Origin of the sequence: Streptomyces sp. NPDC020681 (assembly GCF_044334895.1) — a bacterium.
In the GTDB taxonomy this organism is placed as follows: domain Bacteria; phylum Actinomycetota; class Actinomycetes; order Streptomycetales; family Streptomycetaceae; genus Streptomyces.
On the sequence record NZ_JBIRTX010000006.1, the window covers coordinates 336,726 to 360,625 of the forward strand.

General features: G+C 71.6%; 23 protein-coding genes and 6 tRNA genes. 18 read left to right on the plus strand and 11 right to left on the minus strand.

The genetic code is table 11. From position 1 onward, the window contains the following. The first annotated feature begins 176 nt into the window (after positions 1–176). The 5 genes from ACH4YL_RS17405 (at position 177) to ACH4YL_RS17425 (ending at position 8,217) form a co-directional block, all read left to right on the plus strand. On the plus strand, positions 177–812 hold the full coding sequence (locus ACH4YL_RS17405; RefSeq protein WP_398508190.1) for a GNAT family N-acetyltransferase: 636 nt from the start codon (positions 177–179) through the stop codon (positions 810–812). A gap of 148 nt (positions 813–960) precedes the next feature. Beyond that, complete coding sequence (gene cbiE / locus ACH4YL_RS17410; protein ID WP_398508191.1) at positions 961–2,199, plus strand: precorrin-6y C5,15-methyltransferase (decarboxylating) subunit CbiE; 1,239 nt, start codon at positions 961–963, stop codon at positions 2,197–2,199. 336 nt (positions 2,200–2,535) lie between these two features. Further along, positions 2,536–5,847, plus strand: a complete 3,312-nt coding sequence (cobT, locus tag ACH4YL_RS17415) for a nicotinate-nucleotide--dimethylbenzimidazole phosphoribosyltransferase (protein ID WP_398508192.1) — start codon at positions 2,536–2,538, stop codon at positions 5,845–5,847. 202 nt (positions 5,848–6,049) lie between these two features. Further along, positions 6,050–7,282 (plus strand): uroporphyrinogen-III C-methyltransferase, encoded by a 1,233-nt coding sequence (gene cobA, locus ACH4YL_RS17420; protein ID WP_398508193.1) that lies wholly within the window; start codon positions 6,050–6,052, stop codon positions 7,280–7,282. Positions 7,283–7,335: 53 nt separating this feature from the next. Further along, on the plus strand, positions 7,336–8,217 hold the full coding sequence (locus ACH4YL_RS17425; RefSeq protein ID WP_398508194.1) for a TrmH family RNA methyltransferase: 882 nt from the start codon (positions 7,336–7,338) through the stop codon (positions 8,215–8,217). A 426-nt stretch (positions 8,218–8,643) separates the two neighbouring features. Here ACH4YL_RS17425 and ACH4YL_RS17430 read toward each other — a convergent pair whose 3' ends face one another. Continuing rightward, positions 8,644–9,864, minus strand: coding sequence for a protein kinase (locus tag ACH4YL_RS17430; protein WP_398508195.1), 1,221 nt, complete (start codon positions 9,862–9,864; stop codon positions 8,644–8,646). 231 nt (positions 9,865–10,095) lie between these two features. Here ACH4YL_RS17430 and ACH4YL_RS17435 point away from each other — a divergent pair, with 231 nt between their 5' ends. Further along, a complete protein-coding gene (locus ACH4YL_RS17435; RefSeq protein ID WP_384185558.1) occupies positions 10,096–10,353 on the plus strand; it encodes a hypothetical protein in 258 nt (85 codons plus the stop codon). Between the two features lie 188 nt (positions 10,354–10,541). Further along, positions 10,542–10,751 carry a hypothetical protein gene (locus tag ACH4YL_RS17440; protein ID WP_398508196.1) on the plus strand — a complete coding sequence of 70 codons (210 nt, stop codon included), beginning with the start codon at positions 10,542–10,544 and terminating at the stop codon, positions 10,749–10,751. A gap of 118 nt (positions 10,752–10,869) precedes the next feature. Here ACH4YL_RS17440 and ACH4YL_RS17445 read toward each other — a convergent pair whose 3' ends face one another. Next, entirely contained in the window at positions 10,870–11,232 is a 363-nt protein-coding gene (locus ACH4YL_RS17445; RefSeq protein WP_398508197.1) for a hypothetical protein, read from the minus strand. A 79-nt stretch (positions 11,233–11,311) separates the two neighbouring features. On the opposite strand from ACH4YL_RS17445, the gene ACH4YL_RS17450 reads away from it, so the two are divergent. The 4 genes from ACH4YL_RS17450 to ACH4YL_RS17465 all read left to right on the plus strand — a co-directional run bounded on the left by ACH4YL_RS17450 (position 11,312) and on the right by ACH4YL_RS17465 (position 14,311). Further along, positions 11,312–12,319: a phosphotransferase family protein gene (locus ACH4YL_RS17450; protein WP_398508379.1), complete on the plus strand. Its 1,008-nt coding sequence runs from the start codon at positions 11,312–11,314 to the stop codon at positions 12,317–12,319. 65 nt (positions 12,320–12,384) lie between these two features. Further along, a complete protein-coding gene (locus ACH4YL_RS17455; RefSeq protein WP_398508380.1) occupies positions 12,385–12,678 on the plus strand; it encodes a zf-TFIIB domain-containing protein in 294 nt (97 codons plus the stop codon). Positions 12,679–12,852: 174 nt separating this feature from the next. Next, positions 12,853–14,214, plus strand: coding sequence for an OFA family MFS transporter (locus ACH4YL_RS17460; protein WP_398508198.1), 1,362 nt, complete (start codon positions 12,853–12,855; stop codon positions 14,212–14,214). Further along, complete coding sequence (locus tag ACH4YL_RS17465; RefSeq protein ID WP_398508199.1) at positions 14,189–14,311, plus strand: hypothetical protein; 123 nt, start codon at positions 14,189–14,191, stop codon at positions 14,309–14,311. Before ACH4YL_RS17460 ends, ACH4YL_RS17465 begins: the two co-directional genes overlap by 26 nt. A 71-nt stretch (positions 14,312–14,382) precedes the next feature. Here the strand turns inward: ACH4YL_RS17465 and ACH4YL_RS17470 are convergent. From ACH4YL_RS17470 to ACH4YL_RS17490, 5 genes are all read right to left on the minus strand, one after another. Beyond that, a tRNA-Val gene (locus ACH4YL_RS17470) sits at positions 14,383–14,457 on the minus strand. Between the two features lie 28 nt (positions 14,458–14,485). Further along, positions 14,486–14,557, minus strand: a tRNA-Val gene (locus tag ACH4YL_RS17475). 21 nt (positions 14,558–14,578) lie between these two features. Continuing rightward, a tRNA-Val gene (locus ACH4YL_RS17480) sits at positions 14,579–14,650 on the minus strand. A 1-nt stretch (position 14,651) separates the two neighbouring features. Then, positions 14,652–14,725: transfer RNA gene (locus ACH4YL_RS17485), tRNA-Cys, on the minus strand. Between the two features lie 39 nt (positions 14,726–14,764). Beyond that, positions 14,765–14,837, minus strand: a tRNA-Gly gene (locus ACH4YL_RS17490). Between the two features lie 145 nt (positions 14,838–14,982). Here ACH4YL_RS17490 and ACH4YL_RS17495 point away from each other — a divergent pair. The 3 genes from ACH4YL_RS17495 (at position 14,983) to ACH4YL_RS17505 (ending at position 17,800) form a co-directional block, all read left to right on the plus strand. Continuing rightward, the gene (locus ACH4YL_RS17495; protein ID WP_398508200.1) at positions 14,983–16,041 is read left to right on the plus strand and encodes a chorismate-binding protein; all 1,059 of its coding nucleotides are present in this window, start codon (positions 14,983–14,985) and stop codon (positions 16,039–16,041) included. Continuing rightward, a complete protein-coding gene (locus ACH4YL_RS17500) occupies positions 16,038–16,862 on the plus strand; it encodes an aminotransferase class IV (RefSeq protein WP_398508201.1) in 825 nt (274 codons plus the stop codon). Before ACH4YL_RS17495 ends, ACH4YL_RS17500 begins: the two co-directional genes overlap by 4 nt. Before the next feature lie 101 nt (positions 16,863–16,963). After that, on the plus strand, positions 16,964–17,800 hold the full coding sequence (locus ACH4YL_RS17505; RefSeq protein WP_398508202.1) for a GNAT family N-acetyltransferase: 837 nt from the start codon (positions 16,964–16,966) through the stop codon (positions 17,798–17,800). Between the two features lie 15 nt (positions 17,801–17,815). Here the strand turns inward: ACH4YL_RS17505 and ACH4YL_RS17510 are convergent, their stop codons facing one another. Next, positions 17,816–18,334, minus strand: a complete 519-nt coding sequence (locus ACH4YL_RS17510) for a DsbA family protein (RefSeq protein ID WP_398508203.1) — start codon at positions 18,332–18,334, stop codon at positions 17,816–17,818. A gap of 165 nt (positions 18,335–18,499) precedes the next feature. On the opposite strand from ACH4YL_RS17510, the gene ACH4YL_RS17515 reads away from it, so the two are divergent. Beyond that, positions 18,500–18,946, plus strand: a complete 447-nt coding sequence (locus ACH4YL_RS17515; protein WP_398508204.1) for a hypothetical protein — start codon at positions 18,500–18,502, stop codon at positions 18,944–18,946. A 117-nt stretch (positions 18,947–19,063) separates the two neighbouring features. Then, positions 19,064–19,216 (plus strand): hypothetical protein, encoded by a 153-nt coding sequence (locus ACH4YL_RS17520; RefSeq protein ID WP_398508205.1) that lies wholly within the window; start codon positions 19,064–19,066, stop codon positions 19,214–19,216. 39 nt (positions 19,217–19,255) lie between these two features. Here the strand turns inward: ACH4YL_RS17520 and ACH4YL_RS17525 are convergent, their stop codons facing one another. Both ACH4YL_RS17525 and ACH4YL_RS17530 read right to left on the minus strand, forming a co-directional pair. After that, a complete protein-coding gene (locus ACH4YL_RS17525) occupies positions 19,256–19,816 on the minus strand; it encodes a CGNR zinc finger domain-containing protein (protein WP_398508206.1) in 561 nt (186 codons plus the stop codon). Between the two features lie 193 nt (positions 19,817–20,009). Beyond that, positions 20,010–20,423 (minus strand): SsgA family sporulation/cell division regulator, encoded by a 414-nt coding sequence (locus ACH4YL_RS17530; protein ID WP_003959770.1) that lies wholly within the window; start codon positions 20,421–20,423, stop codon positions 20,010–20,012. 190 nt (positions 20,424–20,613) lie between these two features. Between ACH4YL_RS17530 and ACH4YL_RS17535 the strand changes: the two genes are divergently transcribed. After that, positions 20,614–21,072, plus strand: coding sequence for a TIGR02611 family protein (locus ACH4YL_RS17535; protein WP_398508207.1), 459 nt, complete (start codon positions 20,614–20,616; stop codon positions 21,070–21,072). A 55-nt stretch (positions 21,073–21,127) separates the two neighbouring features. Next, positions 21,128–21,199, plus strand: a tRNA-Val gene (locus tag ACH4YL_RS17540). A gap of 67 nt (positions 21,200–21,266) precedes the next feature. On the opposite strand, the gene ACH4YL_RS17545 is transcribed toward ACH4YL_RS17540, so the two are convergent. Beyond that, on the minus strand, positions 21,267–23,813 hold the full coding sequence (locus ACH4YL_RS17545; protein WP_398508208.1) for an SCO7613 C-terminal domain-containing membrane protein: 2,547 nt from the start codon (positions 23,811–23,813) through the stop codon (positions 21,267–21,269). Positions 23,814–23,900: the final 87 nt, after the last annotated feature.

Sequence of the window (23,900 nt, forward strand, 5' to 3'; positions counted from 1 at the left end):
AGACGAAAGGCCATAGACCACCCCTTTGTCCGGCCCGGGTCCCGCACGCTTTCCGGAGCGCGTGCGGGACCCGCGGCTTTCTGCTTCGGCGTCAAGTGCGGGACCCTGTGGTGCAGTTATGAGGGCCCATGCTGCATGCTGGGCTCTTCAGCAGGCCCCTGGTTACGGAGCGTCGCATGACTACCACCTTCCCGGACGTGTCCATCAGCACGGAGCGGTTGGTGCTGCGCCCCTTCGAAGAGGCCGACATCCCGGCGTACACCGAGATGATGAACGACGAGATGGTCACCGCCTGGACGCCGGTCCCGCACCCGTTCACGACGGCGGACGCCAAAGAGTGGGTCCGCAGGATCGCTCCTGCAAAGCGCACCGAGGGCCGCGGCATAGCGCTCGCCGTCACCGAGTTCCTCACCCAGCGGCTCGTCGGCACCGTTCATCTCCAGAACACCAACTGGCGCACACTCGCCACCGAGGCCGCCTATGTCACCGCGCCGTGGGCGCGCGGCGAGGGATACGCCACCGAATCGGTGCTCGCGGTCGCCCAGTGGCTCTTCCGCGACCAGAAGTTCGAGCGCCTGGAGCTGCGCACGGCAGCCGACAACACCGCGTCCCAGCAGGTCGCCCAGAAGATCGGCTGCATCAGCGAGGGCGTACTGCGCAACGCCTGGATAGCGCGGACCCAGATGAACGACGGCCGCTGGGCCGACATCCGCACCGACCTGATCGTCTGGAGTCTGCTGCCCGAGGACCTCGAGGGCGTCTCGGACCAGTCGGCTGAGCCCGGCTACGCCTCCTTCACCGACTGGAACTGAGCCGCTCCCGAGCCCGCCGGAAACGGCCGTCGACTGGAACTGTGCGGCCCGGACTGATTCAGTGGGTGTCCACCCCAGGTAATCTCACCGTGCCCGCGACCGTGTGGGCTGCCCCGACCTGCGACAACCTCCAGGGAGACTGACGACGATGGCCGACCGCGTCACGGTGATCGGCTGGGACGGCTCGCCCCTCACCGCGGCGGGCAGGTCCGCACTCTCCGCCGCCACGCTGGTGGCCGGCGCGCCCCACCACCTGGCGCTCCCGGAAGTGCCGCCGGGCGCCGAGCGCATCCGGCTCGGCAGCGTCGACCTCGCGGCCCGGCGGATCGCGGGCCACCGCGGCAGCGCCGTCGTCCTCGCCGACGGCGACCCGGGCTTCTTCGGCGTCGTCCGCACACTGCGCGCGCCGGAGCACGGTCTGGAGGTCGAGGTCGTGCCCGCCGTCTCCGCCGTCGCCGCCGCCTTCGCCCGCGCGGGAATGCCGTGGGACGACGCGCAGATCGTCGTCGCGCACCGCCGCACGCTCCGCCGCGCCGTCAATGTCTGCCGGGCGCACTCCAAGGTCGCCGTCCTCACCTCGCCCGGCGCGGGCCCGGCCGAGCTGGCCCTGCTGCTCGAAGGCATCCACCGCACCTTCGTCATCTGCGAGGAACTGGGCACCGACCGCGAACAGGTCACCGTCCTCACCTCCGACAAGGCCGCCGACCACGTCTGGCGCGACCCCAATGTCGTCATCGTCATCGGCGGCGCCGGCACTCCCGCGGTTCCCGGCGGAGGCTGGATCGCCGGCCGCGATCCCGGCTATCCGCCCGCCGTACGGGGCTGGGCGCTGCCCTCGGACACGTACGGAGAGGGCCTGCGGCTCGGCGAAGGCGAGTCGGAACAGCTGCGCGCCGCCCAGCTGGCCCGGCTCGGCCCCCGCGTCGGCGACCTGGTGTGGGACATCGGCTCCGGCTGCGGTGCGCTCGCCGCCGAGGCGGCACGTTTCGGCGCGGCGGTCATCGCCGTCGACGCGGCCCAGTCGGCCTGCGCGCACACCGAGGCCGCGGCCCGTCGCGCGGGCGTCCAGGTGCAGGTCGTGCAGGGCCGCGCGCCGCATGTGCTGGAGCGGCTGCCCGAGCCCGATGTCGTACGGATCGGGGGCGGGGGAGTCGCGGTGGTCACCGCCTGCGCCGACCGGCGGCCCGAGCGCATCGTCACCCACGCCGCCACACGCGACGAGGCCGAGGCGATCGGAGCGGCGCTCGCCGCAGGCGGGTACGCCGTCGAATGCGCGTTGCTTCAGTCGGTCGAAATGGACACCGGAACGGACGCCGAGCGGTGGGCGGAGCGGGAGCGTTCCGTCGTCTTTCTGCTCTCCGGACGGCAGCCGGATCGCAACCCGTGACCTTGCCGCGAGGCGGCGCGGGGTAGGCTGGCCGACCGTTGTACCGCACCCGGACGTTCGTCGCTTCGTTCGTCAATGTCCGGAAAAGGGGGCCGCTTTGGCTCCCATATGTGGTACGTCGGAACCGGGGGAAGCGCAACGTGGCGCAGCCCACAGCGGACCCGTGGCGGATCACCGTGCCACGGCCGCGAACGGCCGCGAGAATGCTTGGAGTCCGCGGGGGGATCGTGCCGCGCGGCGCGCCCGCTCGTTCTTGTTGACGGGCGTCAGGCGTGCCGCAGTCGGGCGTCCCGGGCGATGGGCTTAAGGATCACAAGCGATGGGCGAGGGGTACGCATGACTGACACCGGCCAGATCCCGGGCGAGGGGCTGCCGGAGAATGCAGGCGTGGTGGAGCAGCCGGGCATCTCCGGGCCCGGTGCCTACACCTTCCTGGACCCCTCCGAGCACGGACCCGAAGAGGACGACCTGCTGCTGATGCCCGGCGCGCAGGGCGCGTGGAGCGACCCGCAGGCGGTGCCGGAGCCATACGCCGCACCGCAGGAGCAGTACGCCGCGCCGGTCTCTCCCGACCAGTACGCCGAGGCCGCCGCATCCGTTCAGATGCAGGTGCCGGAGTTCGCGGTTCCGGTTGACCACGGGGTTCCCGAGTTCACTGTGCCCGCGCCGGTGATACAGCCCGTCGCCGATCCCGGCATGCAGGGTCCGGCGCCGGTCTCCGAGGCCGTCGACCCGGCCGGGCAGTTTGTGGCCGGGCAGTTTGTGGCAGAGCAGTTTGTGGCAGAGCAGTTTGTGGCCGACTCCGCATCGCCGGTGGCGGCTGCTCCCATGGTCCAGACGGCGTCCGCCGCCGAGCAGGTGCCGATGGCGCAGGCGGCCGAGCACCTCTCCATGACGCCGGTCGCCGAGCCGATGCTGCCCGCGTACGACACGCAGGAGACCGGCGCGCATCTGGCAGGGGCGCACGAGGCCGGAGGACGTAACTCCGGTTCGGTCGACCTCAGTGGCGTACGCATTCCGGCCGCCGCCACTTCCGGCATGCCGACGCCTCCGCCGTCCCGTCGCCCGTTGCACATGGGCCCGCCGATGCCCGAAAACTCGGGTGGCGTGGTGCGTTCGCTCGCCGACCGCGGACCCGCGGGCACACCGCCGCACCCGATGATCGTGAACCATGCCGGGCCGCCGACCATCGGCCCCGAGTACCTCGACATCCCGCGCGACGAGCCCGCCCCGGTGCTCCCCGGGCCGCAGCTGGGCGAGATCCCGCCACAGGCCGGAGGACCGTGGGACCCGCGGCCTCCGCAGGTCCAGAGCCCGACTCCCGTCCCAGCAGAAACGGTCGTCCCGGAGCCCGTGCCGGTTGCTCCGGTCACGCCGGAGGTGTCCGAGGTGTCCGAGGTGTCCGAGGCGGCCGTTCCGGAGGTCGAGCCGCAGCCGGAGCCGTCGACCGAGGGCCAGTTCGTGCCGGTCGAGGGTTCGCTGCCCACCACGCCGCATCTGGCCCCGACGCCGGTCGCCGTCATGGTGATCCCGGAGCCCGAGCCTGAGCCGGAGCCCGAACCGGTGGTCGAGGTTCCGGCGGTGGTCGAGGTTCCGGCGGCGGTCGAGCCGGAGCCCGAGCCTGAGGCAGAGCCCGAGCCCGAGCCGGTCCAGGTGGCCGAGCCGGTGCAGCCTGCCGAGGTGATCGTGCCGGCGCCGCGCGACGGTGACTCGCAGGTGGCCGCCGGGGCGGTCGAGGCCACCGAGCCCGAGCCGGAAGCTCTCCCGGAGCCCGAACTCGCGGTTCCGGCCGAAGCGGCGACGGCACCCGAAGAGGAGCCCGCACCCGAGCCTGAGTCCGTGCCCGCACCCGAGCCGGAGCAGGAGCCGATCGCGCATCAGGGCAACGAGAACGAGAACGAGAACGACCACAGGGGCACGCCGGCACCCGGCTACGACGACGCCGAGCGCGAGGCCGTACTCCGCGTGATGCGCGAGCGCCGCGACATCCGCAACGGCTTCCGCTCCGACCCCATCCCGCACGAGGTGCTGCTCCGCGTCCTGGAGGCCGCACACACCGCGCCCAGCGTCGGCCACTCGCAGCCCTGGGACTTTGTGGTCATCCGCTCCGCCGAGACCCGGCGCACGATGCACGAACTCGCGCAGCGACAGCGTGAGGCGTACGCCAAGTCGCTGCCCAAGGGCCGGGCCAAGCAGTTCAAGGAACTGAAGATCGAGGCGATCCTCGACACTCCGGTCAATATCGTCGTCACCGCCGACCCGACGCGCGGCGGCCGCCACACCCTGGGCCGCCACACGCAGCCCCAGATGGCGCCGTACTCTTCGGCGCTCGCCGTCGAGAACCTCTGGCTCGCCGCCCGCGCCGAGGGCCTCGGCGTCGGCTGGGTCAGCTTCTTCGACGAGCGCGAGATGGTGCGCACGCTGGGGCTGCCGGAGCACCTCGAGGTCGTCGCGTATCTCTGCGTCGGTTACGTCGACGAGTTCCCCGAGGAGCCCGAGCTGATGCAGGCGGGCTGGTCCAAGCGCCGGCCGCTGTCCTGGGTCGTCCACGAGGAGACGTACGGCCGCCGGGCCCTGCCGGGCGAGGAGCCGCACGATCTGCTCCAGGACACCGTCTCCAACATCCGTCCGCTGGACGCGAAGGCGCTCGGCGAGGCGTGGGAGCGGCAGAAGCGGATGACCAAGCCCGCGGGCGCGCTCGGCATGCTGGAGATCATCTCCGCACAGCTCTCCGGGCTCTCCCGGATGTGCCCGCCGCCGATCCCGGAACCCGCGGCGGTCGCGATCTTCGCGGGTGACCACGGGGTGCATGCGCAGGGCGTCACCTCCTGGCCCCAGGAGGTGACCGGCCAGATGGTCGCCAACTTCCTCGGCGGCGGAGCGGTCTGCAACGCCTTCGCCAACCAGGTCGGCGCGGAAGTCTGCGTCATCGACGTCGGAGTGGCCTCGGACCTGCCCGCGACGCCCGGCCTGCTGCCCCGGAAGATCCGCCCCGGCACGGCGGACTTCACCACCGGGCCCGCGCTGAGCCGAGAGGACGTCCTCTCGGCGATCGACGTCGGCATCGAGACGGCGCGCGATCTGGTGGCCGCGGGCAACAAGGCGCTGCTCACCGGTGAGATGGGCATCGCCAACACGACGGTCTCGGCGGCGCTCATCTCCGTGTACACGGGCATGGACCCGGCCGAGGTCACAGGCCGCGGCACGGGCATCAACGACGAGATGCACGCCCGCAAGGTCGACGTCGTACGCCGCGCCCTGGAACTCCACGCGCCGGACCCGGCCGACCCGGTCGGCGTCCTCTCGGCCGTCGGCGGCCTGGAGCACGCGGCGCTGGTCGGCTTCATCCTGGGCGGCGCGTCCCTGCGTACGCCGGTGGTCCTGGACGGCGTCTCGGCGGGCGCGGCCGCGCTGGTCGCACGTGCGATCGCCCCGGAGGCGCTGGCAGCCTGCATCGCGGGCCACCGCAGCGCGGAACCGGGCCATGTGGCGGCGCTCAACAAACTGGGCCTGCGCCCCCTGGTGGACCTCGACCTCCGCCTGGGCGAAGGCACGGGCGCACTGCTGGCGCTGCCGGTGGTGCAGAGCGCGGCGAGGGCCATGCACGAGGTGGCGACGTTCGACTCGGCGGGCGTAACGGAGAAGTAGCCCGCGGTCGGCATCGTTCCACCCGTTCACCGGCCCACCCGGTCAGGCACCCGCGAGACGGCGCCTCCGGTGGGCGGCCCGCCCCCGTCGGCGGCTGCCCGCCGGAGCCGGTCCGCCCGCGGCGCGAAGCCGCCGTACGAGGGCCCGTATCGTGTCCAGCAGGACGCCCACCTGCCGCTTCACCCGAGGAGCCCGCCCAACAATGGCTGAGCACGCGCACCCCGCCTACCCCGTAGGCCTCCGTCTCACCGGACGCCGCGTCGTCGTCATCGGCGGCGGGCAGGTCGCCCAGCGCCGGCTGCCCGCGCTCATCGGCGCCGGTGCCGACATCGTGCTCGTGTCGCCGGCCGCGACGCCGTCCGTCGAGGCCATGGCCGCGGCCGGCGAGATCCGCTGGGAGCAGCGGCCGTACGCCGACGGAGACCTCGCCGAGGCCTGGTACGTCCTCATCGCCACCTCCGACGACGAGGCCAACTCCCGCGCCTCCGCCGAAGCGGAACGCAACCGCGTCTGGTGCGTCCGCTCCGACGACGCGACCGCCGCCACGGCCTGGACCCCGGCCACCGGCCGCTCCGAGGGCGTCACCGTCGCCGTACTCACCAGTGGTGGCCCCGACCCGCGCCGTACCGCCGCGATTCGCGACGCAATCGTCGAGGGACTGCGCGACGGCACCGTCGCCGCGCCCCACCACCGCACCAGGACCCCCGGCGTCGCGCTCGTCGGCGGCGGTCCCGGCGACCCGGACCTGATCACCGTGCGCGGCCGCCGGCTGCTCGCCGAGGCGGATGTCGTCATCGCCGACCGCCTCGGCCCGCGCGATCTGCTCGACGAACTGCCGCCGCACGTCGAGGTGATCGACGCCGCGAAGATCCCGTACGGCCGGTTCATGGCCCAGGAGGCCATCAACAACGCGCTCATCGAGCACGCGAAGCAAGGCAAGGCCGTCGTGCGGCTCAAGGGCGGCGACCCCTTCGTCTTCGGCCGCGGCATGGAGGAGGCGGAGGCGCTCGCCGAGGCGGGCATCGCGTGCACGGTCGTTCCGGGCATCTCCAGCTCGATCAGCGTCCCGGGCGCCGCCGGCATCCCGGTCACCCACCGCGGTGTGGCCCATGAGTTCACGGTGGTCAGCGGCCATGTCGCGCCCGACGACGACCGGTCCCTGGTCGACTGGCCGGCCCTCGCCAGGCTCCGCGGCACGCTGGTCGTCCTGATGGGCGTGGACAAGATCGGCGCGATCGCGCAGACCCTCGTCGCCAACGGCAGGAGCCCGCACACTCCGGTCGCCCTGGTACAGGAGGGCACCACGGCGGCGCAGCGCAGGGTCGACGCGACCCTGGCGACCGTCGCCGAGACGGTGACCGCCGAGGACGTACGGCCGCCGGCCGTCATCGTCATCGGCGAGGTGGTCGCACTCGGCCGCCGTAACCGCCAGTAACCAACCTCTGCGCAGGCGTTGGCACCACACCCCGGAGAAGGCAGTATCACCCTGTGGCTGATCTCATCACTGTCGAGGACCCCGACGACCCGCGTCTGCGCGACTACACGGGCCTGACCGACGTCGAGCTGCGGCGCAAGCGGGAGCCGGCCGAGGGCCTGTTCATCGCCGAGGGCGAGAAGGTCATCAGACGGGCCAAGGACGCCGGTTACGAGATGCGGTCGATGCTGCTCTCCGCGAAGTGGGTCGACGTGATGCGGGACGTCATCGACGAGCTGCCCGCGCCCGTGTACGCGGTGAGCCCGGACCTCGCCGAGCGCGTCACCGGCTACCACGTGCACCGCGGCGCACTCGCCTCCATGCAGCGCAAGCCGCTGCCGACCGCCGACGAACTCCTTCTGGCGGCACGTCCTGTCGTTGTCGCGGAGTCGGACAACGACCACACATTCGCTCCGGGTCCACGAGATTCCGCAGGTCAGCGCATCGCAGTCTTCGAGGGCTTCGTCGACCACGCCAATCTCGGGGCCGCCTTCCGCAGCGCCGCCGCCCTCGGGATCAAGGCGATCCTGCTGTCGCCGGACTGCGCAGATCCGCTGTACCGGCGCGCGATCAAGGTGTCGATGGGTGCCACCTTCACCGTCCCGTACGCGCGACTGGAGGACTGGCCTGCCGGACTCGATACCGTCCGCGAGGCCGGGTACAACATCCTCGCCATGACCCCGGACGAGAAGGCGACCCCACTCGACGAGCTGGACCCCGACCGCTTCGAGCGGAGCGCCATCATGCTCGGGTCGGAAGGGCACGGACTCTCCACGTACGCCCTTCGAGCTGCGGATGAGTGGGTGCGCATTCCCATGGCCGCCGGCATCGACTCGCTCAACGTGGCGGCGGCTTCCGCCGTGGCGTTTTACGCGACCCGGCCGAGGCGGGCCTGATCGGCGAACCGAGAGCCGATCGTGCGGCCGGTCTCCGTCAGTCTGACGAGGTCGGGGACGGCCGACCGGTTATGTAGTCGATGAGGGCGAGGTGTTCGCCTCGGCTGATCGACGAGTCGGGGCCGTGCTCACCGCAATTGCGCGCTTTCGGGGCGACCGGCCTGCCGCAGGGGTATCCGTAGATGAGGTGACGTACTTCGGTGCCGTCCTCTCGCTCACTGGTCACCACCCTTGCCACCGTGGATCGGCAAGTATCGATGTCCCACATTACTGACGCTGCCTCTCCCGCCGGGATCGTTGCGGTTTGCAAAGAGCCTAAACGGCATACTGGGGAAGGGCGAGTAAAGATGGCGACAAAAAGGACGCATCGGTGCTGTGACCAGGGCCTGAGTCCGAAAAACCGAAGCCGAACCCGCGATCCGGGTGCTACAGCTGCTGCGCCGCGGCGATGCCCAGCGCGACGATCAGCGTCACCACGACGAAGACGATGATCCGCTGCCGCAAAAGCCGCGGATTGGCGGGCCGTCGTCCCGTCGACGTCGTGCGCACGCCGGGGCGGGTGCCCGGACGGCCGTTGTTCGTACGGGCGGTGTTGCGCGGCTGCTGCGGGCGGGTGCCGTTGGTGCGTACCGGCTGCTGCGGCCGCGACGCCGTGCCGCCGGACGTACGCCGCTCGGGCCGCTCCACCCGCTGCTCCGGCCGGTCCGCGCCACGCTCCGAACGCTCCATGCGCTGCGTACGGTCCATGCGCTCCGGATAGCGCGAGGTCGGCCGGTCCTGCTCGATCCGCTCCCGCTGGGCCGGCGGCCGGGCCTCCGGAAGACCCTGGGCCTCCCGCGCCGCGATCTCCTTGAGCCGCATCGAGAGCTGCAGAGTGCTGGGGCGCTCCTCTGGATCCTTCGCCAGGCAGGCCCGCAGCAGCGGAGCCAGTGCGTCCGGAACGCCGTACAGCTGCGGCTCCTCGTGCACCACGCGGTACAGCATGACCTCTGAACTGCCGTGCCCGAACGGCGAGTCGGCGGTCGCCGCGTACGCCAGTGTCGCGCCCAGCGCGAAGACGTCGGTGGCCGGAGTGACCGCGGCGCCGCGCACCTGCTCGGGCGCGAGGAAACCCGGCGAGCCGACCGCCGTGCCGACATGCGTGAGCGTGCTCGCGCCGGTCGCCCAGGCGATGCCGAAGTCGATGATGCGCGGGCCCTTGGGCGAGAGGAGGATGTTCGACGGCTTCAGGTCACGGTGGACGACGCCGGCCTCGTGCACGGCGACCAGGCCCTCGGAGAGCGCCGCACCGATCGCGGCGACGTCGGCGGCCCTGAGGACGCCTTCCTCGACGACCTTGTCGTGCAGTGAGGGCCCCGGGACGTACTGCGTGGCGAACCACGGGCGCTCCGCCTCCAGATCGGCGGCCACCAGCCGTGCCGTGCACCCGCCGCGGATCCGCCGGGCGGCCGACACCTCGCGCGCGAAGCGCGATCTGAACTCCTGATCCTCCGCCAGATCCGGCCGGATCACCTTCAGCGCGACGCGCTGGCCACGGCGGTCGGACCCCAGATAGACGACGCCCATGCCGCCCGCGCCCAGTCGCCGGTGGAGCCGGAACGAGCCGACGACACGCGGGTCCTCGCGCCGGAGCCGCATCATCGCCATGTCCGTCCCCTACCTACGGTGGGGGAGACCCCACCCCTCTGCCCGGTCGTGCGTTTGACGTGGCACAGCTTACGTACCCCCGCCCCGGCGCGCTCATAGGCCGCGCCCTCGCGCACCGATCGATTGTCAGTGCCGGATGGGAAACTTGAAGAGTGGTCAGGGGACACCGGATCCGCGTCCCTTGACCCGTGCGAGATCTCAACGGTCCGTCGCAGAAGGGGGATTGGATCTATGAAGGGTGACCGCGTGGAGATAGTGGTGGACGCGGGAGACACGACCCGGACCTACGAAGTCGTGGCAAGCCGGGCGGGTCGCCGGGTCGAGACGGCGGTGCGCAGGGGAGTGGTCGAAGTGAGCGAAGTCACCCGCAACGGATCAGTGGTTCGGACGGCCCGTTTCATGGCCACCAGGGTGCTGGCACTGGTCGAGCAGCCGGTCCCGCGGGAGGACTCCTCGGAGCGCCCCCTCCGGGAAGACCCCAAGGCCTAGAAGGGGGTCTCCACCCTGGGGAGTACGCGGAGGGGCGGCGGCTCATCCTCCGGGAGGCCCGGCAATCGGTACGAGGGCATGACGCCCGGGCCTTGCCGGATCCCTAATCTTGAAGTCAAGCGGCGGGTGCAGCACTCGTCCCCCGAGGTCAGACACCCGCCGCTGTCACATACGACAGGAGAGGAACCATGGCGGACACGGCATCGCGGACCATGATCCGCACGCAGGGACGCAAGGCATACGCCGCGTTCGGCGGCCGCTCGTCCGGTGGTCAGCGTCACCCGCTGGTGGCGACGGCGATGGTACTTCCCCTGGCAGCACTGCTCGTATTCGCCTTCGGCGGATGGGATGCAGTGGTCACACAGGCGTCGTCCGTGGGCGTGATGCTGGGGCGCTGAGCGGCGCTCCGGACCCGGAAGAGCGGTCCGGGTCGGGGACATCCGGCCAAAACCCCGTGGGGACGGGGGTGCGGCGGACGGCAAAAGATGGCCGGTCAGCTGGGGAGCTGACCGGCCATCAAGCTGTCCGCGCTCTGTCTGGAGTGATCCCTGCCCCGGGTGCCCGAGCAGCGGGGACTTGGGCCGAGGGCCCGCCTGCCGCGGCGGCGGGCGCGACGAGGCCGTTCTCGCGGACCGCGACGACGGGGCCGTCGTGCGGCACGGCGAGGCCGTCGCCAAGGCCCACCGCGTCCGGCTCGCCGTCGCCGCTCATCCCGCGCTCGCCGGGATCCTGTTGCCGCCGCTGCCGGTTCGCGTACGGGATGTCCGCGGCCGGCCCGTCACTGCCTGGCCGTACGGCATACCCGTGGACCCGGCGGATCCCGACGCCCCGCCTGCCGCGCAGTCGGCGCTCGGGGTGCGGCGCGGGTGCCCGCCCCATCTGCCGGGGCGGGGCGGGGCGGGTGGGAGGACACAACCGCGCGTAGGCTCGGCGGCGCATCGCACAGCCATCTGGGGGGATCGTGACCGCTGTCGTCGCCGCGCTCGCCAATGTCGCCCGGGACGTCGCGCATCTGCCCGGGCCCCGGCAAGCCTGCCGCGGCTGCGGGCGCGACGAGGCCGTCCTCGCCGACCGCGACGACGGGGCCGTCGTACGGCACGGTGTGGCCGTCGCCAAGGCCCACGCACCCGGCACCGACCCGGACGCCCACCGCGCGCGGCTCGCCGTCGCCGCTCATCCCGCGCTCGCCGGGATCCTGTTGCCGCCGCTGCCGGTTCGCGTACGGGATGTCCGTGGCCGACCCGTCACTGCCTGGCCGTACGGCGTACCCGTGGACCCGGCCGATCCCGACGCCGCCCCCTGGGAGGACGCCGCGAACCTGCTCGCGCGGCTGCACTCCGTCGAGCCCGCCGCGCTGCCCGGCCCGCTCCCGCCCATGCGCGGCCCCGCCAAAGTCGCCCGCGCCGTCGCGCGTATGGACGCCGCCGCAGCACAGCACGCGGGACAGAGCGCGGCACAGAGCGCGGGACAGCACACAGCCATCGCCACCGTGCGGCGCGCCTGGCACCGGCTGCCCGCCTGGGCCCGCGACGAGGCCCCGTCGCCCCGCGCCCGTACGCTCTGCCACGGCGATCTCCATCTCGGCCAGCTCGTACGCCACCCCGCCCCCGCCGGCCCCTGGTTGCTGATCGACGTTGACGATCTCGGCCTCGGCGACCCGGCCTGGGATCTGGCCCGGCCCGCCGCCTGGTACGCCGCCGGGCTGCTGCCCCCGGAGATCTGGGGACGGTTCATCGGCGCGTACACCAACGCCAAGGGCCCAGCCGTACCCGCCGGCCCCGGCCGCGATCCATGGCCCCAACTCGACGTCCCCGCCCGCGCCCTGACCGTCCAGACCGCCGCCCTCGCCCTGGCGAAAGCGGCCGAGGAAGGACGCGAACCGGACGAGGTCGATCACCTGGTGATCGACGCCTGTGCGCGAATCGCCGCCCTCCCGCCCGAGTTGGAGTTCGAGCCTCCGTCGTAGTCTGAACTCCTCGTCACCGGGCATGAATCCCGGCGGCGTCGACCAACCGGCGAGGAGCTGAGCAGATCATGCAGTGTCCCAAGTGCCACGCAGCGATGCACACGTACAACCGCAATGGCGTCCAGATCGAGCAGTGCAGCGGCTGCCGGGGGATATTCCTCGACTACGGCGAGCTGGAGTCCCTGACTCGTCTCGAGTCCCAGTGGACCCAGCAGGCCCCGCCCCCGGCGCCGGCCCCGCAGGCCTACCCGGCCGCGCCCCAGCCCGCCTGGGGCGCCCCGCAGCACGGCGGTCACCATGGCGGACACGGCGGTCACTACCGCCAGAAGAGCTTCGGCCGGATGCTCTTCTCCTCCTGATCCAGCACTGATCCGCCCCTGAACCGGCCCGAGTTGGCCGGGCAGGACGCAGTGGGCCCGGAGCTGTCTCCGGGCCCACGGGCCGGTCCCGCTTGCACCCAGGCATTGCATACGGTCGACAAAGACTGTGTCCTGCATCTAGTCATGGGCATGTCGATTCCTTAAGGTGCGGCCATGACCTTCCTCGACAGGTCCCGCACCGTCGCACCGCCGGGCTGGAGCCGCTGGCTCGTCCCGCCCGCCGCGCTCTCCGTCCACCTCTCCATCGGGCAGGCCTACGCCTGGAGCGTCTTCAAGCCGCCGCTCGAGTCCTCGCTCGACCTCTCCGGCACCGCCAGTGCCCTCCCGTTCCAGCTGGGCATCGTGATGCTCGGCCTGTCCGCGGCCTTCGGCGGCACGCTCGTCGAACGCAACGGCCCGCGCTGGGCCATGTTCGTCTCGCTCGTCTGCTTCTCCTCCGGCTTCCTGATCGCCGCCCTCGGCGCCGCCACCCGCCAGTACTGGCTGGTCGTCCTCGGCTACGGATTCATCGGCGGCATCGGCCTCGGCATCGGCTACATCTCGCCGGTGTCCACGCTCATCAAGTGGTTCCCGGACCGCCCCGGCATGGCCACCGGCATCGCGATCATGGGCTTCGGCGGAGGCGCGCTCATCGCCTCGCCCTGGTCCACGCAGATGCTGGAGTCCTTCGGCACGGACTCGTCCGGGATCGCCTCCGCCTTCCTCGTGCACGGTCTGACGTACGCCGCCTTCATGTCCCTCGGCGTACTCCTCGTCCGCGTACCGGACGACGGCTGGAAGCCCGCCGGCCGGCAGCCGAAGGAGCAGACCCGCGCACTGATCACCACCGCCCATGTCTCGGCCGCGAACGCCCTGCGCACCCCGCAGTTCTGGTGCCTGTGGGTGGTGCTCTGCATGAACGTCACCGCCGGCATCGGCATCCTGGAGAAGGCCGCGCCGATGATCACGGACTTCTTCGCCGAGACCTCCGTGGCCGTGACCGCATCCGCCGCCGCGGGCTTCGTCGCCATGCTCTCGCTCGCCAACATGACCGGCCGCATCCTGTGGTCCTCCACCTCGGACCTGATCGGCCGCAAGAACATCTACCGCGTCTACCTCGGCGTCGGCGCACTGATGTATCTGGCGATCGTCCAGCTGGGCAATGACTCCAAGCCGCTCTTCGTCTGCTGCGCGCTGGTGATCCTGTCCTTCTACGGCGGCGGCTTCGCCACGATCCCCGCCTATCTCAAGGACCTCTTCGGCACCTACCAGGTGGGCGCCATCCACGGCCGGCTGCTCACCGCGTGGTCGACCGCCGGCGTCCTCGGCCCGCTGATCGTCAACTGGGTCGCCGACGCCCAGGAGTCGGCCGGCCGCACCGGTCCCAGCCTCTACACCACATCGCTGTACATCATGATCGGACTGCTGGCCGTGGGCTTCGTCGCCAATGAGCTCGTACGTCCCGTGAACGCCCGCTTCCACGAGCCGCTGCGGGCGGAGGGGAGGACCCATGAGCACCAACATCAGGAGTCATAAGGCGCTCGGCGTCGCGGTCTGGCTCTGGGTCGCTGTGCCCTTCGCCTACGGCCTCTACGAGCTGATCCGCAAGGCCACCCAGCTCTTCACGGGCTGAGCGCACCTGCCCTGGAGGGGCGCCGATCACGACGAAGCCCCCGGCCGCTGTGGCCGGGGGCTTGGTCCTGCTGGTGCGCGATACTGGGATTGAACCAGTGACCTCTTCCGTGTCAGGGAAGCGCTCTCCCGCTGAGCTAATCGCGCAGGTCAACCTGCGTTTTGTGCGTGTGCGTGCGCGATACTGGGATTGAACCAGTGACCTCTTCCGTGTCAGGGAAGCGCTCTCCCGCTGAGCTAATCGCGCGCAGAATCCTCACGGATCCAGTGGACGATACTGGGATTGAACCAGTGACCTCTTCCGTGTCAGGGAAGCGCTCTCCCGCTGAGCTAATCGTCCTTGGAGGTGGAGACGGGATTTGAACCCGTGTAGACGGCTTTGCAGGCCGTTGCCTCGCCTCTCGGCCACTCCACCAGGAGTGCGGGGGTTCGGGAAGATCCCCCACTTCCTGCGAGCGGACGACCAGGTTCGAACTGGCGACCTCAACCTTGGCAAGGTTGCGCTCTACCAACTGAGCTACGTCCGCTTGTCGTTTCCGGTCGGCTCACGCGTCCCGGCGACGTGTTGAACTCTAGCGGATTCCTGAGCCAGCACAAAAACGCGTTTGTGCAGCGTGCTGAGGTGTGTTCGGGCCGCAGCGGCACATCCGCGCCGGTCATAGACTCACAGACGTGCACGACCTCGCTCCTTTGGCCCGCTTCGGGCCACTTCTCGCCACCGACCTCCGGGATGTCACCAGCGACCCCGAAGCACTCGGCTCTGCCGGCTTCTGGGCCGTCGCCGCCGACTTCGAGGGCGGTCTGACCTGCGCCCGCTTCGGCCGGGTGCGTACGGAACCGGTGCCCGAGCCGGAGCCGGGACGGTGGCGCGGCCCGTCCGCCGACGACTGGACCTCGTCGCTGGACCACCGCGCCTACACGGCCGGCGTCCGCCGTATCCGCGAACACATAGCCGCCGGCGAGGTCTACCAGGCGAACCTCTGCCGAATTCTCTCCGCGCCGCTGCCCGACCCGGACGCCGCCGACGTCGACGCGCTGACGGCGCTGCTGGCACGCGGCAACCCGGCGCCGTACGCAGGAACGATCAGGCTGCCCGGCCACGGCGTGGAGATCGCCACCGCCTCGCCGGAGCTGTATCTGCGGCGCGACGGGCAGAGCGTCGAGTCGGGTCCGATCAAGGGCACTGCCCGCACGGCCGACGAACTGCTGGAGAAGGACCACGCCGAGAACGTGATGATCGTGGATCTGGTCCGCAACGACCTCGGCCGGGTCTGCGCCACGGGCAGCGTGACCGTCCCCGCGCTGTGCGCCGTCGAGAGCCACCCCGGCCTCGTCCATCTCGTCTCCCGCGTGCGCGGCGAACTCGGGCCCAAGGCGGGCTGGACAGAGCTCATCGAGGCCACGTTCCCGCCCGGTTCGGTCACCGGAGCGCCCAAGTCCAGTGCGCTGAAGATCATCGAGGCGCTGGAGACCGCGCCCCGCGGGCCGTACTGCGGAGGCATCGGCTGGGTCGACGCGGACCGTGGCACCGGCCGGCTCGCGGTCGGCATACGCACCTTCTGGATCGACCGCACCGCGCCCGCCGGGCCGCTGCTGCGCTTCGGCACCGGCGCCGGGATCACCTGGGGCTCGGACCCGGAGCGCGAGTGGGACGAGACCGAGCTGAAGGCCGCACGACTGCTCGCGGTAGCGTCGGGGGCGTACGAGGCAAGCGGAAGGACAGCGGGATGAAGCTTTGGGTCAATGGCGGACTCATGAACGCCGAGGACGCCCGGGTGTCGGTCTTCGACCACGGTCTGACCGTCGGCGACGGCATCTTCGAGACGGTCAAGGCCGTCCACGGCCGGCCGTTCGCGCTGACCCGGCACCTGGACCGGCTGACCCGCTCGGCGCGTGGACTCGGGCTGCCCGAGCCGGACCACGACGAGGTGCGCCGCGCTTGCGCCGCCGTGCTCGAGGCCAATCCCATGGAGCTCGGCCGGTTGCGCATCACATACACCGGCGGCCTCTCGCCGCTGGGTTCCGACCGCGGAACCGACGGTCCCACCCTCGTCGTCGCGCTCGGCGAAACCGCGCGCCGCCCGGACACCACGGCCGTGATCACCGTTCCGTGGGTGCGCAACGAGCGTGGCGCGCTGGCCGGGCTGAAGACGACGTCGTACGCCGAGAATGTCGTCGCCCTCGCCAGGGCCGCCGAACAGGGCGCGTCCGAGGCGCTGTTCGCGAACACCGTCGGACAGCTCTGCGAGGGCACCGGCTCCAATGTCTTCGTCGTGCTCGACGGCGAACTGCACACTCCGCCCGTCTCCTCCGGCTGTCTCGCGGGCATCACGCGCGCCCTCGCCGTCGACTGGGCCGGTGCGAAGGAGACCGATCTGCCGCTGGACGTACTGGACCGGGCAGAGGAGATCTTCCTGACCTCCACGCTGCGCGACGTCCAGGCCGTGCTCCGGGTCGACGGTCGCGATCTCGCGGACGCGCCGGGACCGGTGACCGCCAAGGCCATGCGGGTCTTCGAGGAGCGAGCGGCGGCGGACCAGGATCCCAAGTAGTCCTCCGGGAACCGCGATTTCCCGGCGGACAATCCACGGACCCCGGGCGAGACAGGCAAAACTGCGTGACGGGCGGCTCCCGGGCCGGTAGAACACCCCTGATGACCACCACCCTGCGGCCGACCGGGCCGATTCAGCACGAGACGGACGGCGCGCGGGCCCGCTCGTACGAGGTCTGCGTCAACAGCAGGCCCGTCGGCGCGATCGAGCTCGCCACCGTTCCGCGGTTCGGCTCCAGGGCCGGAGCCATCCGCTCGCTGCGCATCGACGAGGCGGACCGTCGGCGCGGCCGCGGCACGGTCGCGGCGCTCGCCGCCGAGGAGGTGCTGCGGGGCTGGGGCTGCGACCAGGTGCAGGTGTCGGTGCCGCGGGAAGCGACCGCGGCCACCGCACTCGCGGCCGTCCTCGGGTACACCGAGCGCGGCCGCTCCATGCTCAAGTCGCTGGGCGAGCCGCCCGAGCTGCCCGCGGACGTCGAAGCCCGGCCGATGACCGAGCTCGAGTTCCGGCCGTGGCTGGCGGCGGGCGTGGAGGCCTACGCACAGGACTGGATCGAACGAGGCGTCGCGGCCGACCAGGCGCGGACCCTGTCGAAGGCAGGCCACGCCAAGATCCTGCCCGATGGCCTGGCGAGCCCGGACACCGAGATCAGCGTGCTGGTTCATCGCGGCGAGGTCGTCGGCACGCTCTTCGTCGGCCGGAACGAGGTGCGTCCCGGCGAGCAGGCTGCGTACGTGTACGACGTCGAGGTCGTCGAGGGGCAGCGCGGCCACGGCCACGGCCGCTCGTTGATGCTGCTCGCCGAGCGCGGCGCGCTGGCGTCCGGAATACGGCTGCTCGGACTGCATGTCTTCGCGGGCAACACGCCGGCGCTCAGGCTGTACCAGTCACTCGGCTACGAGACGACGACCGTCCACTCCTACAAGCCGCTGCTCTAGCCTCCGCCAGGCCCTCTAGTCCCCGGAGCCGGCCAGGATCCGGTCCGCGATCTCCTCGATGCGCGCCCGCAGCCCCTCCTGGCTCTTGCCGCCGTCCAGGCGCTCGCCGTCGATGACATACGTCGGCGTGCCGGTCACGCCGATCGCCTTGCCCTCGGCCTGGTCGGCGTCGACGATCAGAATGTGCCGTCCGTCGATCAGCGCGGTGTCGAACTCCTCGGCGTCCAGGCCCAGTTCACGCGCGACATCCAGCAGGAACGGCTCGCCCTTGCGGTCCAGTTCCTCGACCCGGCCCAGCACCGCCTCCACAAAGGGCCAGCCCTGACCCTGCTCGGTGGCCTCCTCCGCGGCCTGGGCGGCGGCGAAGGCGTGCTTGTGCTTCTCCAGCGGGAAGTGGCGCAGCCGCAGCTCCAGCCGGTCGCCGTACCGCTCACGCAGCGCCCGCAGATCTTCGAGGGCATGGCGGCAGTCGGGGCACTGGAGCTCGCACCAGACGTCGAGGACGGCGGGGCGGGCGTTGGTGGAGTCGCTCATGCGCCCAGTCTCCCAGCCGTCCGCGCATGCCCCAACCGCGACCTGGGGAGGAGTCCGTCCCCGAGATCTCCCTGAGGTCGTACCGGACCGTGGCCCGTATGCGGCCGGGCGGTGCAGGATGGAAGGGACGTATTCGCTCATGCCCGCCGAAGCCTGGAGGCCCGGATGATTGCCGAGACCATTTTCTCCGCGGTGTCCGCGGCGGGCCTGGGCATCGCCGCGATCACGGCGTACCGCAAGCGTTACCTGTCCGCCGCGCGGATTGCCGCCTACTCCCTGGTCCCGATCGGCCTGGTGCTGACCGGCGCCGTCGAATGGGCCGTCGACACCGCGTTCAGCCCGTCCGCATGGGTCGGCTTCGGCCTGCTCGGCGGCGCGTGGCTGCTCTTCATGACGACCCGCGCCGTGGAGCGGCGCAGCGGCGGGACGCGCAAGGACCGCAAGGCCGCCGCCAAGGCGGCGCAGCAGGACGCGGTCGCGCCCGCGGCCTCGGCGCCCTCAATCGGCCCGGCGAGCCGACCGGTCGCTCAGCCCACGGCGAAGCCCAAGTCCTCGGGCAGCGGCGAGGACTTCAGCGATATCGAGGCGATCCTCAAGAAGCACGGCATCTAGGGCCTGATCCAGCAGGCGGCCCAGCGCGAAATCCAGTACGTGATGTGATGAACTCCCGCATCCGCGAGGCGTGTTGGTCGATCATGACGGCCCGCGCTGCGTCATCATCACCCCGAGATGCTCGATACCTCACGGGGCCAGGCCCCCGCACCGACCGAAGAGCCGCGTGGCTGCCTCTTCGCGCTCTCCCAGCCGCCCCTGATGATCTTTCTCGCGGTGATCGGCGTACTGCTGCTCATGGCAGCGCTGCACGATCTGTTTCTGCTGTGACCGCTGCGATCTCTGTGGCAGCTGTCGCAGCTGTGGGCCTCAGCCGGCCGCGGCTTCCTTGCGGCGTGCGCGGTACGCGGCGACATGCAGGCGATTGCCGCAGGTGCGGCTGTCGCAGTAGCGCCGCGAGCGGTTGCGCGAGAGGTCGACGAAGGCGCGCCCGCAGTCCGGCGCCTCGCAGCGGCGCAGTCGCTCCTGCTCGCCCGCGACCACGATGAACGCCAGCGCCATCCCGCAGTCGGCCGCGAGATGGTCGGCGACCGAGGCGCCCGGCGCGAAGTAGTGCACATGCCAGTCGTAGCCGTCGTGGTCGGTCAGCTGCGGAGTCGTGCCCGCGTCCGCCACCAGCTCGTTGATCAGCTCGGCGGCGGCGCCGCTGTCGGACGCCGCGAAGATCTCCGCGAACTGCGCCCGTACGTCCTGTACCGCCTTCAGGTCCCGCTGGTTCAGCTCGCCCACGCCGCTTATGTTGTGGCTGCGTACAAATCCGTACAGTGCGGAGACGTCCTCGAGTCCGTCGTTCTGCCGGTTCTCCGGTGCGCTGTTCACCAGATCGACGACGGTGTCGAGGGCGATCCGGGTGTCGTGGGGAATCAGCACGATTCGCTCCCTGGCCTGCTGCGGGGGCCGGTGCCCGCCGAATTGCGCTGACTCTAGCGGTTCGTCTCGAGAGTGCACCGACGCCGTCACCGCGGTGGTATGCGCGGTGACGGCGTCGATGTACCTCGTATGCGGTTGTCCGCGCGGCGCCGTCTCCCCGAGTAGGACGGCGCCGTGCAGCTCTCTGCCTGGCTCAGCTTTCGGCCAGGATGTGCGAGAGCTCCGTGTCGAGATCGAAGTGGCGATGCTCGGTGCCGGGCGGCACCGCCGCGTCGGTACGCTTCAGAAACGACTCCAGGGCCCGCGCCGGGGCCTCGAGCAGGGCTTCGCCCTCCGGGGAGCTCAGCGCGATGCAGACGACGCCCTGGCCATGACTGCGGGACGGCCAGACTCGTACGTCGCCCGTGCCGGTGGGCCGGTGCAGCCCTTCGGCGAGAAGATCGCGGGCGAACACCCACTCGACCGTCTCTTCGGCTCCGGTGTGGAAGGTGGCGTGCACGGCATAGGGATCGGCCGTGTCATACCGCAGGCCCGCGGGTACAGGCAGTGAAGACTCGCTCGATACAACGAGGCGCAGGTGCAGCTCGCAGCTGACCGTGGTGTTCATAAGCGCCAGGGCCTTTCGCTCAGTGTGCGCTCGGGGGTTCGCACGTCGGCGAAATCGACATGCCACCTACGGTGCCGTTGTAAACCCCTCTGACCGTTTTGTGATCCTTCATGTCGCTCGTACGGCGGCGCATCACTTTGTGTTATAGGGCCATTCCGGTGACGTGGTCCGATCCGGTAGGTTTGGCTCCATGAATGCGGAGAGTGACGAGCGGGAGGAGGGCGTCGCAGCGACGGCCTCAGTTCCCGCCACGGGGGACGTGACGGCGGCGCAGGAGCCGGAGCTCGGCTCGAAAGCGCCCCACTTCATCAAGCGGTCCAGAACGCTGCATCTGAGCTGGCAGGTCGCGGTCTTCATCGTCGGCCTCGCGGTGGTCGCGGCGGGCGTCGTGATGCTGCCGCTGCCGGGACCCGGCTGGCTGGTGATCTTCGGCGGCATGGCGATCTGGGCGACGGAGTTCGTCTGGGCGCAGCTGGTGCTGCGCTGGACCAAGCGCAAGGTGACCGAGGCGGCGCAGCGCGCGCTCGATCCGAGGGTGCGCCGGCGGAACATCATCCTCACCACGATCGGTCTCGTGATCATCGCGGTGCTGGTCGGAATCTACGTCTGGAAGTTCGGCATCGTGATGCCGTGGAAGATCGACGAGTGACCCGTCAATTGGTCCGGGGGAGCCGCTGACATCGGGTAATGTGTGCGTTGCGCCGGGGCGATTAGCTCAGTGGGAGAGCGCTTCGTTCACACCGAAGAGGTCACTGGTTCGAACCCAGTATCGCCCACCCGGACCGAAGGCCCGGAGACTTGAAGTCTCCGGGCCTTCGGCGTTTCCGCGGTCTGTGCCGCGGCTCAGCGCATCCGGCCCAGGGTGTCCCGCAGCCTGCGGGCGTCCCTCAGTCGCTGCTCGTACGTCGCGCCCACGGCCAGCAGCAGCAGGCCCGCCAGGGCGGGCGGCAGCCAGCGGGGGAGCGCGCCCACGGCCTGCACGACGTACGGCGCGAGCTCGTGCAGTGCGTCCAGGGCGAGCACCGTGCCGCCGAGCACCAGCAGTGCCTGCAGCCGCAGCCGTGCCCCGGCGAGAGTGATGGCCAGCGCCGCGAGGCCGAGCAGCAGCGAACGGAGCCACTGCTCGTCGCCCCAGGCCGCGAAGAGGCTCGGCACCAGGGTCGCGGCCAGGCCGGGGCCGTACGCCGTCCAGGACGACGCCTCCGGGTCGCGTCGGCGGCGCAGCGCACCGACGACGAGCGCGGGGACGGTGACGGGCAGGGTGTACGCCTCGGGTGCGTCGACGTCCGACGCGGCCAGCCGCACCCAGGTGGCGAGCACGAACAGCACCGCGGCGAGATAGCCGGCCGCGGGCCGGCGCTCGGCCCGCACTGCCGTGCCCGCGGCGATCACACCGCACAGCGCGAGCACGAGTGCGAGGGTCGGCCGGTCCTCGGCGGCGAGCGCGACGGCGAGGAGCCCGGTGGCCGCGCCGGTGAACTCCAGCGGGAGCGCGACGGGGTGACGTCCGAGCCGGGCGGCGACGAGCGCGGTCGCGGCGGGCACGAGGAGGATGACCAACGCGGCCTGGTGGGGCGGTAGTTCGGCAGCCCTGGCCACCGCGCCCAGGAGGGCCGTCGTGAGGACGGCGGCGGCGCAGGCGAGTACGGCCCGTACGGCGTGCCCGGTGCGGGAGGCGACCGCGGCGACGGCGTACGCGGCGGCGAGGACACCGAGCACGGTGAACGTCGCCGGGCGGGTGGCGAGCGCGAGGAGCGCGACGCTCATGCCTCCCGCCAGGGCGCAGCCGAGTGCGACGGCGTCGACCGCGGGTGAGGGCCGTGCGGTGAGCGCGAGGGCGGTCAGGACGAGGAGGAGGTGGATCACGACGGCGGCCGTGTACGAGAGATCCAGGGCGACGGGCACGACGAACAACCCGGCCCATCCGAGCCCGAAGCTCGCGCTGCGGGCAATGCGTCGAGGGTCGGTCCGCGGCCCTTCCGGACCCGTCGCGGAGCGCGGTACCCACGGGCCCCAGGCGCCGCCCGGACCCGGCATGCCCGGAGCCGCGTCGCCGCTGGGCCGCCCGGCCGAAGCGGCCGCGCCCGTCGCCGCTTCGGCGTCGCCGGTGGCCCCGCTGCCTGCCGCCGGCTCGGTTCCCGGCCACCAGTACGCGGCTGCCGCCAGGCCCGCCGCCACAACCAGCAGCACCACCGGGGACGCCGTCAGACCCGTCTCCGGGTAGTCCGTGCCCAGGGCGGACCGTGCGTCTGCGAGCGGGCCGGACCAGATGTCCTCCAGGCCCGTCAGCGGGCCCGCCAGGGTGAGGGCCACCAGGGGCAACGCCGAGAGGGCCGCGGCCGCGTGGACGGCGAGGGATGCGGCCGTCAGGCCGGCGGCCGGACGGGCCGGGATCGCCGTGCGGGCCGCCGCCAACAGGGCGACCGCGCACAGCAGATACGCCAGGACCGCCCAGCCCTCCGGGACCGCCGCGCGGGCCACACCACCGGCCGCGGCGATCACGGCGAGACCGGCCACCACGGACGCGGCCGTCGTGGCCTGCGGCGCGTGCCAGGCCGCGAAGAGTGCGACGGCCGCCGCCGACACGAGCAGGACCGCCGGAGCGACCGCGGCCGACGGAGAGTCCGCCGTCACCGACTGCCAGCCGCCGATCAGCAGCGCCCAGCCGCCCGCCGTCGCCGCGGCGGTCGCGGCGATGCCCCGTATGCTCCCGGCCTTCGCCCGCACTGCCACCGCCACATCGGCCGCGGCCGTCACCAGCAGCGCCCACTCCAGCGGAGGCGCGCCGGGCGAAGCCGCCAGCGACCAGAGGACAAGCGGGAGTTGGGCCGTCAGCGCGGCCACCGGCAGCGGGGTCCGCAGGCTGCTCAGCGAGAGGCCGTACGCCGTCCACAGCGCGGCGAGCGCCGCCGAGGCGACGGCCGAGTACGCCAGCGCGCCGGTGTCGGACAGAGCGACCCGGTGCAGTGCGTACGCGTCCAGCACCATCAGCACCAGACCGAGACCGGCCACCGCCTCGGCCGTGGAGGCAAGCCCCCGGCGGAGCAGTGCGACCGGCGTCGCGAGTGCCGCGACCGTGACCGCGCCGAGTACGGCAGAGCGGCCGCCGATGCCCAGGTGGCCCCAGCTGACCAGGGTGAACGCGATCGCCGCGATCGTCAGCAGGATTCCGCCGAGGGTGAGGAGCAGATTCTGCACATTCGGCGGCGATGTCTCGGCCGGCCGCTTCGCTGCGAACGGCCGCGCGAGGGGCGCGGGCGCGACCGGCGGGTTGATCACCGTGAGCAGCCAGGCACGGCGGGCCAGCAACTGGGCCCTGCGAGCGTCCAGTTGGACGAGCTCGCGGTCGAGGATCGCCAGTTCCTCGGTGGGTGGCGGAACGTTCTCCATGGTCGGAGTGTGGCGCCCGCCACACGCCGGGACATGCGCGCGGATACTCAGATCACGGGTGAGTACGGCCGTCGCGCGCGACACTTG